This window comes from Shinella sp. (genome assembly GCF_035998705.1).
Classification (GTDB): Bacteria; Pseudomonadota; Alphaproteobacteria; order Rhizobiales; family Rhizobiaceae; genus Shinella.
Map to the genome: position 1 here is coordinate 135254 of NZ_DASYHH010000016.1, position 15089 is coordinate 150342.

The 15089-nt window shown below is 64.3% G+C and carries 13 protein-coding genes and 1 pseudogene; 10 read left to right on the plus strand and 4 right to left on the minus strand.

What is annotated here, in order from left to right; translation table 11 throughout:
* Positions 1-58 precede the first annotated feature (58 nt).
* From VGN93_RS13105 to VGN93_RS13115, 3 genes are all read right to left on the minus strand, one after another.
* Positions 59-2272 (minus strand): xanthine dehydrogenase family protein molybdopterin-binding subunit, encoded by a 2214-nt coding sequence (locus VGN93_RS13105; RefSeq protein ID WP_327507840.1) that lies wholly within the window; start codon positions 2270-2272, stop codon positions 59-61.
* A gap of 3 nt (positions 2273-2275) precedes the next feature.
* Positions 2276-2734 carry a (2Fe-2S)-binding protein gene (locus tag VGN93_RS13110; RefSeq protein WP_327507841.1) on the minus strand — a complete coding sequence of 153 codons (459 nt, stop codon included), beginning with the start codon at positions 2732-2734 and terminating at the stop codon, positions 2276-2278.
* A 189-nt stretch (positions 2735-2923) separates the two neighbouring features.
* Positions 2924-3880 carry an AraC family transcriptional regulator gene (locus VGN93_RS13115; protein ID WP_327507842.1) on the minus strand — a complete coding sequence of 319 codons (957 nt, stop codon included), beginning with the start codon at positions 3878-3880 and terminating at the stop codon, positions 2924-2926.
* Between the two features lie 172 nt (positions 3881-4052).
* Between VGN93_RS13115 and VGN93_RS13120 the strand changes: the two genes are divergently transcribed.
* On the plus strand, positions 4053-4424 hold the full coding sequence (locus tag VGN93_RS13120; RefSeq protein WP_327507843.1) for a cytochrome c family protein: 372 nt from the start codon (positions 4053-4055) through the stop codon (positions 4422-4424).
* Between the two features lie 309 nt (positions 4425-4733).
* Here VGN93_RS13120 and VGN93_RS13125 read toward each other — a convergent pair whose 3' ends face one another.
* Positions 4734-5627 (minus strand): LysR family transcriptional regulator, encoded by an 894-nt coding sequence (locus VGN93_RS13125; RefSeq protein ID WP_327507844.1) that lies wholly within the window; start codon positions 5625-5627, stop codon positions 4734-4736.
* Positions 5628-5727: 100 nt separating this feature from the next.
* Between VGN93_RS13125 and VGN93_RS13130 the strand changes: the two genes are divergently transcribed.
* The 9 genes and pseudogenes from VGN93_RS13130 to purU all read left to right on the plus strand — a co-directional run.
* Positions 5728-7179, plus strand: a complete 1452-nt coding sequence (locus VGN93_RS13130; RefSeq protein ID WP_327507845.1) for an aldehyde dehydrogenase family protein — start codon at positions 5728-5730, stop codon at positions 7177-7179.
* 4 nt (positions 7180-7183) lie between these two features.
* Positions 7184-8179, plus strand: a complete 996-nt coding sequence (locus VGN93_RS13135) for a membrane dipeptidase (RefSeq protein WP_319315328.1) — start codon at positions 7184-7186, stop codon at positions 8177-8179.
* Positions 8176-9870, plus strand: a complete 1695-nt coding sequence (locus VGN93_RS13140) for a hypothetical protein (RefSeq protein WP_327507846.1) — start codon at positions 8176-8178, stop codon at positions 9868-9870. The genes VGN93_RS13135 and VGN93_RS13140 overlap by 4 nt, the downstream gene beginning before the upstream one ends.
* Entirely contained in the window at positions 9867-10445 is a 579-nt protein-coding gene (locus tag VGN93_RS13145) for a DUF3726 domain-containing protein (protein WP_327507847.1), read from the plus strand. Before VGN93_RS13140 ends, VGN93_RS13145 begins: the two co-directional genes overlap by 4 nt.
* A 10-nt stretch (positions 10446-10455) precedes the next feature.
* The gene (locus tag VGN93_RS13150; protein WP_327507848.1) at positions 10456-11460 is read left to right on the plus strand and encodes an Ldh family oxidoreductase; all 1005 of its coding nucleotides are present in this window, start codon (positions 10456-10458) and stop codon (positions 11458-11460) included.
* 102 nt (positions 11461-11562) lie between these two features.
* On the plus strand, positions 11563-12567 hold the full coding sequence (locus VGN93_RS13155) for a glycine betaine ABC transporter substrate-binding protein (RefSeq protein ID WP_319315339.1): 1005 nt from the start codon (positions 11563-11565) through the stop codon (positions 12565-12567).
* 116 nt (positions 12568-12683) lie between these two features.
* The gene (locus VGN93_RS13160) at positions 12684-13556 is read left to right on the plus strand and encodes a proline/glycine betaine ABC transporter permease (protein ID WP_319315342.1); all 873 of its coding nucleotides are present in this window, start codon (positions 12684-12686) and stop codon (positions 13554-13556) included.
* Between the two features lie 4 nt (positions 13557-13560).
* A complete protein-coding gene (locus tag VGN93_RS13165; protein WP_327507849.1) occupies positions 13561-14706 on the plus strand; it encodes a betaine/proline/choline family ABC transporter ATP-binding protein in 1146 nt (381 codons plus the stop codon).
* 33 nt (positions 14707-14739) lie between these two features.
* A pseudogene (gene purU, locus VGN93_RS13170) lies at positions 14740-15089 on the plus strand (formyltetrahydrofolate deformylase); the annotation flags it as partial.

The window sequence follows — 15089 nt, forward strand, 5'->3', positions numbered from 1 at the left end:
CGCCGCCGTTTCAACCCGCATTCTCCCCGGCAAGACAAGCTGGCCGGGGAGGATGGCATCAGGCGCCGAGCGATTTGGCGAACGGCATGATGCGGATGCGCCTGCCGAGTGCCTTGTAGGCTGCATTGGCCACGGCGGGGCCGATGGGCGGAACGCCGGGTTCGCCGATACCCGAAGGCGGATTGGCCGAGGCGAGGATGTGGACCTCGACCTCGGGCATCGCGTCGATCCTCAGCGGCGTGTAGAGATCGTAGTTGCCCTGATCCACCCGGCCCTCGGTGAGGGTGATCTCCTCGCCGAGGATGGCGCCGAGACCGAAGCCGATGCCGCCCTCCACCTGTGCGCGGATCTGGTTGGGATTGATCGCCAGTCCGCAATCGACGGCGGCCACGACACGCTCTACCTTGATGCCGCCGCTACCGTCCAGCGAGACCTCGGCGATCTGCGCAACCACCGAGCCGAAGCTTTCGGCAACGGATACGCCCCGGAACCGGCCTTCCGCCGCCGGCTTGTCCCAGCCTGCCTTCTCGGCCGCCATTTTCAGGATCGTGGCGTGGCGCGAACCCGGCTCCATCATCGACAGGCGGTAGTCGATCGGGTCACGGCCGGCTGCCTCCGCAACCTCGTCCATGAACACTTCGACGACGAATGCCGTGTGCGTGGAGCCCACCGAACGCCACCAGAGGGGCGGAACGCCGGTCTGCGTGGTGGTCAGGCCGACCGTCTTGTTGGGGATGGCATAGGGTAGATGCACAGCCCCTTCCACCGAGGTCGGATCGACGCCGTTCTGAACCATGCCTTCCATCATCGTGCCCGACACGATGGACTGTCCCACGACGTGGTTGCTCCAGGCGACGAGCTTGCCGCTCTCGTCGAGGCCTGCCTTGACGGTGTGCACGTAGGCGGGGCGATAGCGCCCGGCGCGCATGTCGTCTTCCCGGGTCCATTGCACCTTGACCGGAGCACGGAAGCCGAGCGCCTTGGCGATATACACGGCCTCGACCACCACATCGCCATCGAATACGGCGCGCCGGCCGAAGCTGCCGCCCGTTTTCATGACATGCAGGTGTACTTTGTCGGGCGCTATCTCGGCGATGCCGGCGGTGAGCGCCTGATAGACATCCGGGAACTGGTGTCCGCCCCAGATTTCGAGCGTGCCGTCCGCGTTCTTGCGGGCCACGGCATTCAGCGGCTCGAGGGCCGCGTGAGCGAGATAGGGGAACTCGAAACTGGCTTCGAGAACCTTCGCCGCATCGGCGAATGCCGCATCGGCATCGCCCTCCTTGCTGGCGATCGCCTGCGGAGGCTTTGCTGCCAGATTGCGGTACGTTTCTGCCAGTTCTTTGCTGCTGCGCTTTTCCGCGCCGCTCTCGTCCCACTCGACCGTCACGGCGTCGCGCCCCTTGAGCGCAGCCCACATATGCACGCCGACAACGGCGATGCCGCGCGGAATCTCCACCACGTCGACGACGCCCGGCAGTTTTTTCGCCTCCGTCGCGTCGAACGACTTCACCTTGCCGCCGAACAGCGGCGGATGGATCATGACGGCTGTCAGCATGCCGGGCAATTTGACGTCGATCGTGTATTGCTCGGTGCCATTGGTCTTGCGGGCGCTGTCATAACGCTTGAGGGTGGCATTGCCGATCAGCGTCCAGTCGGAAGGCTGCTTGAGGATCACCTCCGATGGCACCGGCATGGTTGCCGCCTTTGCGGCGAAGTCGCCGAAGCCGCCCTGCTTGCCGGATGCGTGCTTGAGAATGCCGCGCTCGACGGAAATTTCCGCCGTCGGGACGCTCCATTCCGCCGCCGCGGCAGCGACGAGCATGCTGCGTGCCGCAGCGCCGGCATTGCGGTAGCGATCCCACGACGTCATCATGGATGTCGATCCGCCGGTGCCCTGGATCGCGCCGCCGAACGCTATATTGCCGTAGGCCTGGACATTGCCGGCGACGCCCTGAACCTCGATGGTGGAGAAATCCGCCTCGAGTTCCTCGGCAACCAGGGTGGCAAGCCCATGGTAGGACCCCTGTCCCATTTCGAACTGGGAGGAGAGTACGGTGACCTTGCCGTTTGAATCGATGGTCAGGTAGGGCGAGAAGGCGTGGGGCTCTTCGCCGACGGTTTCGCTGGCTGCGGCAGACGCGGCGCCGAGCATGCGGAAGCCGACGGCGAGGCCGGTGCCGGTGGCGATGGCGCCGAGCAGGAACTGCCGGCGCGAGGCCTGGCGCCGGACGACGGGCATGAGGATCGATTGCATCAATTTGGGAATCATGGCTCAGGCCTCCAGGCGCTTGGCAGCTTCGTGAATACCCGCTCTAATCCGATGATAGGTGGCGCACCGACAGAGATTACCGGACATGGCAGCGTCGATGTCGTCGTCGGTCGGCTTCGGATTGCTCGTCAGCAGGTCTGTCGCGGACATGATCTGGCCGGACTGGCAGTAACCGCACTGCGGCACGTCCATGTCGGCCCAGACGGTCTGCACCGTTTTTGCGACCTTGCCGTCGAGACCTTCGATTGTGGTCACGGCCTGGCCTTCGATGTCGCCGACGAAGGTCTGGCAGGACCGTACCGGAACGCCATCGACGAAGACCGTGCAGGCGCCGCATTGAGCCATGCCGCAGCCGAACTTGGTGCCGGTCAGGCCGACGAGGTCGCGGATGACCCAGAGCAGCGGCATATCGGCCTCTGCCTCGACCGTGTGCTGGGTGCCGTTTATGGTTACAGTCACCATGGTTTTCTCCCTTCGATGTAGTGTGCGTGAGGCACGCATGACGTGGCGCGGGCACGCCGGATCACACGCTCCCTCCGGACACTGAACTGCTTCTTCATCTTAGGGGACGTCACGAGGCATCGGTAGGCACGATCCTGCTGAATTCTTGCCTGATCGTCTTAAGTCTGCAGAATATGCCGCCGATCGCGGTCAGCCGACGGCATTCCGCCGTGGTGTCTCGCCGGCGTTGAGAATGGACTTGATGTCGCGCAGAGGGGGATGGCCGAACATGCGACGGTATTCTCGGCTGAACTGGGTGGGGCTTTCGTAGCCGACACTAAGTGCAGCGGTAGCGGCGTCGATAGATTGCGCCAGCATCAGCTCCCGCGCATGGTAGAGCCGCAGATGCTTCTGGAATTGCAGCGGGCTCATCGCGGTCATGGCGCGGAAGTGATGGTGGAGTGTTGACACGCCCATATTGGCCGTCTCCGCCAGTTCGTCCATGCGCAGCGGTCGCGTGTAGTTCTCGCGGAGCCAGGCGATCGCCCTGGCAACACGATGGCCGTTGCTGCCGGCGAGCGCAACGCGGCGCAACTGGCCGCCCTGATCGCTCTTGAGCAACCTGTAGAGGATCTCGTTATGGATGTGGCCGGCCAGAAAAGGCAGATCACCCGGCGCATCGGCGAGGGAAATCAGCCTGAACAAGGCGTCGAAGAGTTCCGGCGTCGCGGTGCCGATGGCCACGCCCAGATCGTGTCGCGGCATGTTCGATATGGCCAGATCGTGATCGGCAATAATGCGTCGCGCCTTTTCGAGGTCAAGCCGCAGACGTGCCGCCACGTAAGGCTTGTCGCAACTTGCCGCACAGACCTGTCCGGTCAGCGGCAAGCCGATGGAAATGAGGAAGAAGCTGGATTCGTCGTAAACCATCGTCTGGCCGCCGACATGCATCTGCTTGCTGCCCTTGATGATCAGCGACACACTTGGCTCGTACACGATGCAAGCGGGACCGAGCGGTTCGACGACGCGATAGAGATCGAGATCCGGAACGGGGTGTTGATAGGTCGTTCCGTCCCACGCAAGCGTCGATAAGCGATCGATGATGCGCTGCCGGATGGGCGCGATGACGCCGCGTATCGTTTCTTTCTCGATGGCTGGGCCGTCCATGGATACCTCTCCTTGAGCCGCTCACCTATCGAGCCGCCCTCTAAATGTCTTATCACATTTCTTTGATCGCCAGAGGATCGGGCAAGAATATTGCACGATCGGGCTAACGCCGATTTTTTCCGGTGGTTACGTATCAAAGATGCTCTACGACTTCCGAAAGGACAATTCCGCCATGTACAGAATTCAGGTTGCCCCAATTCTTGCGCTGGTCTTCTGGACGCTCTGTCCCGGGTTCGCCGCAGCGGACGGTGATGCGGTCAACGGCGAGAAGCTGTTTGCCCGCTGCAGCGCATGCCATTCCGTGGACGGCAGCAGAAAGAGCGCACCCACCCTGCAGGGCGTCGCGGGCCGTAAGGCCGGAGCGGCGGAAGGCGCCCGCTATTCCAAGGCGCTGGCGGAATCCAACATCGTCTGGGACGAGGCCAGCCTTGATGCCTATCTGGAAGCGCCGTCGAAACTGGTGCGCGGCACCACGATGACGATCCGGATACCCAAGCCGGACGAGCGGAAGGACCTCATCGCGTACTTGAAGACACTTGAGTGAACGAACGCCGCGGACCTCAAATGGGCTGTCGGCACAGCAAAATGCCACCCCTTGTCACCTCGTGCTGAGGCGGCATCCATAAGGCTCATGGTAGCACGCCCGATGTGACCTCGGACCAAAAAAGGATCGCGGATGGCCTGTTGGGTCAAGGGCCGTAAACTGCGACCCGATTACAAGCCAGACTCGTTGCCGTCGAGTGCGTCATCACCCGCAGCCGTGAAAAGCGGCTGTTCAGCCAGCTGACGATGTCCCAGCCAATGTTGCGGCCTCAGGGAAAAGTGGGAACCGGTTTTTCCGAAAAGACATACTCTAGCGTCCGAGCCGCTCGGCGACCAGCGCCGGAATTTCCTTGAGCGCAAACGCGCGGAAGGCGGCAGCGACGGGCGAGGGCGGAACGTCGCGCCGCTCGACCAGCCCCACCCGGCGGCTTGCCGCCGCATCGGCGAGTTCCAGCACCGCCACGCCCTCGTGCGCACCATGCATGGTCAGCGACGGCAGAATGGTGAGGCCGAGCCCTGCCTTCACCAGCGCGACCAGCGACGTGACGTTGTAGACGGTGATCAGCGATTGGCCCGCCAACTGCTTGTAATCCTCCGCCTCGATCCGGTCGGAAGCGCCGTTGCGGATCAGCGTCGCCGCATTGAGGTCGCTCCATTCGACGGGCCGCTCAAGACGGCACAGATCGTGCTCTTGCCCGCAGAGCAGCTTGAAGCGGTCGGAAAAGAGCGGCGTGAACTCCACCGCGCCGCCGGCGCGGCTTTCGCCGGCAATGCCGATGTCGGCGACCCCGCTTTCCACCATGCGGCGGACCTGCGCGCTGTCGATGTCGAACAGTTCCACCTGCACCTGCGGCCGGGTTTGGAGAAACCGTTGCAGGATCGGCGGCAGCACGTTCGTCGCCACCGATGGCACGGAGGCGATGGACAGGCTGCCGATGCGGCTGTGCGCGAAGGCGCGCATGATGCTGACGGACTTGTCGAAACTGCGGATCTGTTCGCGGCCGAGATCGAGCATGAGGTTGCCGAGCGCCGTCAGGCTGTTCTTACGGTCGGTCTGGAACAGCGGCCCGCCGATCTCCTCTTCCAGCTGCTTGAGCGTCATCGACACGGCGGAGGCCGTGCGGCCGACGGCATCGGCCGCATCCTTGATGTTCCCGCTCTCCGCCACCGTGACGAAGACCCGCAACGCTTCCAGCTTGATCATGGCGCTTACTTCAATTCTTCTGAAATTAATAACAGAAATATCTGCTTGATTGAAGCGCGCCGCTGAAGGATTTTTCGTTCGAACGCAATGGAGACCGCAAATGGCAGAACGCTACGCCAACCTGATCGGCGGCAAATGGAGGCAGGGCGAGCGCTTCCATGAGAATCGCAATCCGTCGGATGTCACCGATCTGATCGGCCTCTATGCGCAAGCCGATGCCGCGGATATCGACGAAGCCGTCGCTGCCGGCCGTGCCGCGATGCCGGCCTGGCGCGCGACGGGTCTCGAACAGCGCCAGGCGATCCTCCATCGCATCGGCACGGAGCTGATGGATCGTTCCGCCGAGCTTGGCGAACTGCTGTCGCGCGAAGAGGGCAAGCCGCTGGCGGAAGGCCGCGGCGAAGTGTTCCGCGCCGGCCAGTTCTTCACCTATTATGCGGCCGAGGTGCTACGGCAGCTCGGCGAGAACGCGGATTCGGTGCGTCCCGGCATCGAGATCGACATGCGCCGTGAGCCGATGGGGCTTGTCGCCGTCGTCTCACCCTGGAATTTCCCGACCGCGACCGCCAGCTGGAAGATTGCGCCCGCCCTCGCTTATGGCAATGCGGTCATCTGGAAGCCGGCCAACGAGACGCCGGCCTCAGCCTGGGCCCTTGCCGACATCATCCACCGCGCCGGCCTGCCCGGCGGGGCGTTCCAGCTTTTGATGGGGCCGGGCGCCGTCGTCGGCAACGGGCTCGCCAGCCACCGCGGCGTCGATGCGATTACCTTCACGGGTTCCTATGAGGTCGGCTGCCAGGTCGCAGTCGCGGCCGCCGCAAACCTCACGAAATTCCAGCTGGAACTCGGCTCGAAGAACGCGCTGCTTATCATGGATGACGCCGATCTCGATCTCGCCGTCGCAGCCTCCATTGGCGGCGGCTATTCCGGCACGGGGCAGAAATGCACGGCCTCCTCGCGGCTCGTCGTGCATGAGACGGTCCACGACGTCTTCGTCGAGAAGCTTGCCGCTGCCGTTGCCGTGCTGAACGTGGGGCATGCGCTCGCGGCCGGCACGCAGGTCGGGCCGGTGGTGAGCGAACGCCAGCTTGCGGCGAACCTGGCGTGGGTGGACCGCGCCCGCTCTGCCGGTGCCGAAGTCGCCATCGGCGGCGAGCGCCTGCAACTCGCCCATGACGGTTTCTACATGAAGCCCGCACTCCTGACCGGCACGACCAATTCGATGGATTTCAACCGGGAGGAAACGTTTGCGCCCATTGCCGCGGTGCAGAAGATCGGTTCCTACGAGGAGGGGCTTTCCGTCGTCAATGACACCCGCTTCGGCCTCGTCGCCGGCATCTTCACCCGCTCGCTTGCCCGCGCCACCCATTTCCGGCGCAACGTCGAGACCGGCTGCGTCACCGTCAACCTGCCGACGGCGGGAACGGACTATCATGTGCCCTTCGGTGGGCGGAAGGATTCGAGTTTCGGCTCGCGCGAGCAGGGCCGGTCGGCGGCCGAGTTCTACACCCAGGTCAAGACCGCCTATATCCGGGCGGGGGAGCCGGAGTAAGGTCATGGATGCAAAGATCGCCAGCCCCCTCGTCGACTGCCTGCAATATGCCAACTGGAGCCCGAATGTCTTCAGCGAGATGCGGGTGGGCGGCGTGCACGCCGTCCATGCGACCATCGCTTACCACGAGAATTTTCGCGAGACAGTGGCCAACATCATCGCCTGGAACCGTCATTTCGAGCGTCATCCCGATCTCATCTTCCCCGGCCGCTCCGGCAGCGATATCGAGCGCGCCATGCGGGAAGGGCGCACGGCCATCTTCTTCGGCCTGCAGAACCCGTCGCCGATCGAGGATGACATCGGGCTGATCGAGGTGTGCCACATGCTCGGCGTGCGTTTCATGCAGCTTTCCTACAACAACCAGTCATTGCTTGCCACCGGCTGCTACGAGGGGGAAGATCCCGGCATTACCCGTTTCGGCCGCCAAGCCATCGCCGAGATGAACCGGGTCGGCATGGTTATCGACATGAGCCATTCCGCCGAACGCTCCACGCTGGAGGCAATAGAGATTTCCACCCGGCCGATCGCCATCACCCACGCCAATCCGCATTCGTGGCATCCGGCGCTGCGCAACAAATCCGATACGGTCTTGAAGGCGCTGGCGGGCTCGGGCGGCATGCTCGGACTTTCGCTTTACCCGCATCATCTGAAGGACGGGTCGAACTGCACGCTGGAAAGCTTTTGCGCCATGGTCGCGCAGACGGCGTCACGCTACGGCGTCGAGCATGTCGGCATCGGCAGCGACCTGTGCCAGGACCAGCCGGATTCGGTGGTGACCTGGATGCGCAACGGCCGCTGGTCGAAGACGACGGATTACGGCGAAGGATCGGCGGCAGCGGCGGGCTTTCCCCGGCAGCCGCAGTGGTTCAACAGCAATGCGGACCTCGGTAACCTTCGCCACGGCCTGCGCAATATCGGCTTTTCCGAAGAGGAGGTCGGCGGCATCATGGGCGGCAACTGGCTGCGGTTCTACAACGCGTCCTTCGGGCCGATGCCATGACCAGCCGGACGCTCGACCTTACGACAGGACCGGCGCCGGCGCTGCGTTCGCCGGATGTCGTCATGCGCTTGCGACGGATGGGCGCCTCCTTCCCGACGCGGCTCAGCTTCCTGCGCAGCCTGATCCGCCGCCTTGCCGCAAGCGGCGCCATGGTACGCCGCCCGGTCTGGAATATTGACGATGCGGGTTTTGGCCATGCGGTCTATACGCTCACGCTCGGCGGGCATGACTACAGTCTCGTTGCCTTCTCCTGCCCGCTTGCCGACGACCAGCGTTCCGACCGCGTGATCGCGGAAGCCTGGGATACGAGCTATGTGCTCTATGACGGCATTCCCGACGCCGCCGAGATCGACCGGCTGCGGGCGAATGCGCCGCGGCAGGAGGCGGGACGTTTCGGCCCGCGTGACCTGGTGCTGAGTCGCGCCAACAAGTCCGTGCGTTTCTTCGAGCATGTTGCCGACAGCCTCGCCCACGGCCGCCAGCCGGATCGCCAGCGCCTCGGCGCGGTCGGCTACCTGCTGCGCACGACCGCCGTCTACGGCAACGGCAAGTTCGGCATTGCGGATCGTTTCGTGCTGGCGGAGCGCGAGGGGCTCGACGGCCCTTTCCAGGCGGAAATGCTGACCGTCTGGCTGATCCGCGAATTCTCCCACGACCTGGTCGAACACGTGGCCCGGCAGCGTGCGCCAAAAACCTTCGTGCCGCTGGCGCCGGAGCTACGTCGCCATATCGGTGTCGGCAATTCCACCGGCCTTGGCATGGCGCCGTTCCTGGCGAACCATCCGGTGCTTCTGAACAATTGGGTCCTTGCCCGCGAGACCGCCTTGGCGCGGGTGCGGGCGAAGCCGTATCTGGATGCGGCGACGCTGAACCGGCTCGCCGATCTCTGGCGGCAGGCGGCGCTGCATCTCGATCAATGGTCGGTCGAGGACGATGCTTTGATGGCACGCATCCTGCGACTGCGTCGGGAATGGACCGAAGCCGAAGGCTGGATCGATCCTGTACGGCTGCTGGCGAAATCGCTCCCGGTCGCTTCCCTGCTCGACCGCTCGCAATCCCTGTCGGTGGATTTCCAGGAGTTGCTGGCCGCACTCGCCATCGAAATGGCGGGCGCGGAGAACGACGACCTTGCGGACGGCATGGCAGCCGTGCGGGAAGGCGCGCTTGAACCGGGCATGCGGGTCGCAGCCCTCCGCGGGCTCCTGCATGGCCACTATGGCTGGGCCATGGCCATCGCCTTCGACGCTCCGGCCGAAACCGCCCAGTTCTGGTACGTCTCGGAAGAGAAGCTGGAACCTCGCCTCGGCCGCCGCGCCACTGAACCCGGCGCGGATCTGGAATTGCCACTCGATATCGCCCGGCAAGTGCAACGGCTCGCCGCCGATCTCTCGGACGCACCAGGAGAGCAGACCGTCGCCGCCTTCCTCGCGCATTTCCCGCAACACCGTCACATGGTTCGCCGCATCCAGACGACGGCCGCCGCGCCCTATGCGGAAATACGCGACAACCTGCTTTCGGATCGCTGCCTGCCGATCGATATGCTGCGCTGCAAGCTCGCCTTCTTCGGCGCGTCGAAGTTCGACCCGCGATCGGATCGCTGGACCCGCATCACGCTCTTCCAGGGTGCGCCGACGGCCGGCGAGATCGCGGCCGGCGAAACCGACGATTGCTGGCTTCCGGTGCTGCCATGACGACGATCCTTCTCTCCTATAACGAGGTGCAGTCGGTGACCCGCAAGGCGGCCAGCGGCGCGGGCCTGCCCCATGGTGCCGCGGACGATATCGGTCATGCAGCCGCCTGGCTCTCGGCGCGCGGCGTCGATGCCGTCCGGACCGTCGTCGATGCTCTTGGCGACGATGAGCGAGGCAGACAGACAATTCTCCGTGATCAGGCGGCCATCGATACACTGTGCTGCGGAGAGACCGAGCAAGTCCTGCTTCGGGATCGGAACTACGGCCTCTTGCTGATCGGCCTTGCCGGCGCTGCAGCGGTGCACACGGGGCTGAACCTCGCCGTGCAGCAGGTCGATGGCGATGTCGTGCCGCTCGCCCGGGTAAGCGATGCCGGCGGCCTGCTGTCCGCCATGAAGATCTTGCGTCTCCTGCCTGACGATGACGCGCCCGTCTGCTCCGGATCACTGCGACCGATGGCAACCGATGCCGTGGCCTACGCGGCAGCGCTCGGCCTGGCAGCCAGGACCTATGTGCCGGCTTCGGACCTGTCGCGCGCCCGGGGCGCCGGCGCTGGTACCACCGACAACGATTGAGGATGTTTTCATGACGGACCGGATGATGACGCTCGCCGCGATCGAGCACCTGTGCCTGCGCGCCTTGGTGGCCGCGGGCGCCAGCGAGGCCAATGCCACCGCCGTCGCCCGATCGACGATGCTGGCGGAGCGCGACGGCATCCGCAGCCACGGCCTGCACTATGTGCCGATCTATGCGGAGCATATACGCTGCGGCAAAGTCGATGGCATGGCGCGGCCTGTCGTGTCGCAGCCGCGTCCCGGCGCGGTCGTCGTCGATGCGGCGACCGGCTTCGCCCATCCGGCAATCGATTCCGGCTGGGAGCGGTTCATCGCCGCAACGCGTGAAAATGGCGTCGCCGTGATGACGGTGTTCAACTCCTACAATTGCGGCGTGCTCGGCCATCACGCCGAGCGCATCGCCGAAGCCGGCTTGCTGGGCCTCTGCACCACCCACGCGCCGGCCTCCATCGCCCCGCCCGGCGGGCGCGTGCCGGTCATCGGCACCAATCCTTTCGCGCTGGGCGTTCCGGGTGACATGGGCGGGGCAGCACTCGTGCTCGACCAGTCGGCAAGTGTGGTGGCGAAATCGGAAATCCTTCTGCGTTCACGCGAGGGCAGGCCCATCGAGCCCGGCTGGGCATTGGATGCGGAGGGCGCGCCGACACTGGACCCGGCCGCGGCACTCAAAGGGTCCATGCTGCCCGCCGGCGGTCACAAGGGCTTTGGTGCCGGGCTTCTGGTCGAAATCCTCGCCTCCTGCCTGTCGGGCGCAGTCCTCAGCAAGGATGCGAGCCCGTTTTCCGGCACGGCGGGCGGTCCGCCAAAAACCGGCCAATGTTTCATTGCCTTCGACCCCTCGGCCTTCTCCGCAGGCTTTTCGCAACAGGTTGCAAACCTCCTTGGCGCCATCACCTCGCAAGAGGGCGCGCGTCTTCCGGGTGGCCGCCGGCAGGCGGCACGCCAGCGCACCGAGCGCGACGGCGTTCCTGCCGATCCGGCGCTGATCGAGCGGATCGAAGCGCTCTCCCGCTAAAGTTTTTCTGAAATCCGGATCAGTTATTTCGGTTTGATAAAAGTGACCGCTTTCGACATCGTAGCCGCCAAGATCACGACAACCACAACAAAGGGAACGGACATGAAGATCAAGACATCCATTCTTGCGGGCGTTTGCCTGTCCTGCATGGTTTTCGGCGGCAACGCCGTTCAGGCTGCGGAATGCGGCACGACCGACCCCATCACTGTTGCCGAAATGACCTGGCTTTCCGCCGGCACGCTCGCCTATGTGACCAAAGCGATCCTTGCCGAAGGTTATGGCTGCAACGTCCAGATCGTGCCCGGCGACACGGTGCCGACCGCCTCCTCCATGCTGGCCAAGGGCGAGCCGGACATCGCCCCGGAACTCTGGGTCTCCACCGTCAAATCGACCTGGGACCAGATGCTGGCGAAGGGCACCGTCTACAAGGCGGGCGACATTTTTGCCAGCGGCGGCCAGGAGGGCTGGTGGATCCCGGACTATGTCGCCGAAGCGCATCCCGAAATCCGTTCCGTCAGCGACCTGAAGGACAATTGGCAGGTGTTCGAGGATGCGTCGGCGACCGGCAAGGGCCGCTTCTATGCCTGCCCGCCCGGCTGGGGCTGCGAGATCATCACCAACAACCTCGTCAAGGCGCTCGGCCTCGAAGAGACCTACGAGATCTATCCGACCGGTTCCGGCGCGAACCTGAAGGCCACCATCGCCCGGCAGGTCTCGCGCAAGAAGCCGTTCATCGGCTGGTACTGGGGCCCGACCGAGGTGATCGGCAAGTACAAGCTCAAGGTGCTCGACATGCCGGCCTATGACGCGGCCAAGTTCACCTGCCTCACCGATGCCAAGTGCGAGAAGCCGGAATTGACCGGCTGGGCGGTCGGCGAAGTCGCCGTGGCCGCGACCACGAGCCTCAAGGAAAAGGCACCCGATGTCGCCGCGTTCCTGTCGAAGATGCAGGTACCGAATGCCGAGATCAGCGACGTGCTGGCCTGGGGCGACGACAACAAGGCCTCGCCGGAAGAGGTCGCGACCCATTTCTTCAAGAACTATGAAGCGATCTGGACAAAGTGGGTGCCAGCCGATGTCGCCGAGAAGGTCAAGGCCTCGCTTTGAGGTCTGCCTCGCGAGGCCGGCGCAATCCTCTGGTTGCGCCGGCCTTGGCAAAACGCTTTTGCCGGTGTTCGCGCCGCGTAATAGCCGGCGAGAGACCATCCTGAAAGGCTTGTGCCGTGGCAAACAATTTCCCCGAATTTTTTGATACCCGCGGTCTCCGCTTCGCTATCGACGACGGTTTCAGCTGGGTCGTGGCGAATTACGGCGACGCGTTCGAGCAACTGCTGATGCCGCTGCTCAAGCTGCTCGGCGCCATGGAAACCTTCCTGCAATGGCTGCCCTGGTATGTGACGATCGCCGTCATCGCCGCCCTGACCTATTCCGCATCGCGGAGCCTGAAGGCGACCGCAGGTGCTGCTGTCATGCTTGTCTTCATCGGCGCACTGGGCCTGTGGAACGACGCCATGGCGACGATCGCGCTCATGCTCGCCGCAACCGTGGTGGCCGTCGCGGTCGGCATTCCGCTCGGCATCGCCATGGCGCGCTCGGACCGGCTGCGCTCGATGGCGCTGCCGTTGCTCGACATCATGCAGACGCTGCCGATCTTCGTCTATCTCATCCCCTTCGTCATGCTGTTCGGCCCGGGAAAGATCCCGGCCATCCTCGCCACCGTGTTCTTCGCCATTCCGCCGGTCATCCGGCTCACCGATCTCGGCATCCGCCAGGTCGATAGCGAAGTGGTCGAGGCGATCGTCGCTTTCGGCGCGACGCCGCGGCAAAAGCTTTTCAAGGTGCAGATCCCGCTCGCATTGCCGACGATCATGGCCGGCATCAACCAGACGACGATGATGGCGCTCTCCATGGTGGTCATCGCCTCGATGATCGGTGCGGGTGGCCTCGGTTACCAGGTGTTGCAGGGCATCCAGCGGCTGGAAGTGAGCCGCGGCCTCATCGCCGGCATCGCCATCGTCTTCCTCGCCGTGATCTTCGACCGCATCGCCCAGTCCTATGGCCGGCGCGCCCAGAAACATCTTGCCAGCGGAGAGTGAGGCCGTGACCGCTTCCGACGTGAAAATCCAGGTCGACAAGGTCTACAAGATTTTCGGCGACCGCCCGGACGATGCGATCGCCGAGCTTCGCGCCGGGGCGCAGAAGACCGAGGTGCTGCAGAAAACCGGCTGTGTCGTGGGCCTCAAGGACATCGACTTCTCGATCCGCACCGGCGAGACCTTCGTCATCATGGGCCTGTCGGGCTCGGGAAAATCGACCCTGATCCGCCATTTCAACCGGCTGATCGAGCCCACCGCCGGCCGCATCCTTGTCGATGGTCGCAACATCATGGAGATGAATGCGAAGGAACTCCTGGCCTTCCGCCGCAACGGCATTTCCATGGTGTTCCAGCGCTTCGGCCTGCTGCCGCACCAGACAGTGCTGGAAAACACGATCTGCGGGCCGATCCTGCAAGGCGTGAACCGCCGCGAGGCGGTGGCGCTCGGCATGGAACAACTGGAACTCGTCGGGCTCAAGGGCTTCGAGAACCGCTTCCCGCGGCAGCTTTCGGGCGGCATGCAGCAGCGCGTCGGCCTTGCCCGGGCGCTGGCGACCAAGGCGGACGTTCTCTTGATGGACGAGGCCTTCAGCGCGCTCGACCCTCTCATCAAGAGCGACATGCAGGAGCAGCTGAAGGACATCCAGGCGCGGCTGAAAAAGACGATCATCTTCATTACCCATGATCTCGACGAGGCGCTGCATCTCGGCGACCGCATCGCCATCCTCAAGGATGGAGAGTTGCGCCAGGTCGGCGCGGGCGAGGACATCCTGTTCCGCCCGGCCGACGGGTATGTCGAGCGCTTCGTGCGGAAAGTCGACCTGTCGCGGGCGATGTATGCCCATGAGGCCTATGCGAAGGTCCCGGTCCTGACGGTCGCCGAGGCGACCCCGGAACGGTCGGCTGCGCTGTTGCGGGAGCATCCGGGCGTCGTGGTCACCAATGGCGCCGCGCCGCGCCTTCTCGCGCGCGGCGCGTCCGGCGAGGCGATCTCGGTGGCGTCCGTCGATGCCGGTGCCGCCATCGGCCAGTGCTTCCCGCTGCTCGCCGCGCACGACGCCATCGTCGTGACGGAGGGCGGCGCGGCGACGGGCATGCTCACGCGTGAAATGGCCTTCAAGGCACTGGCGCGCTCGGCACGCCCCGCCTGAGGCGCAGAACCGCCATCCATGAGAAAACAACCGATGAAAAGCCACGTCCTGACCGTATCCTGCCAATCGACCCGCGGCATCGTCGCCGCGATCACCGGCTACCTCGCCGAGAAGGGGTGTTACATCTCGGACTCCTCGCAGTTCGACGACCTTGTGACGGGCCTGTTCTTCATGCGCCTGACCTTCCTCAGCCAGGAAGGCGTGTCGGAGGAGGAGATCAAGTCCGGCTTCGCCCCGGTCGCCAAGAAATTCGCGATGACGTACCGCTTCAACGACAGCGACGAGCGCATGAAGGTGCTGCTCATGGTGTCGCGCTTCGGCCATTGCCTGAACGACCTGCTCTACCGCTGGAAGATCGGCGCGCTGCCGATCGACATCGTCGG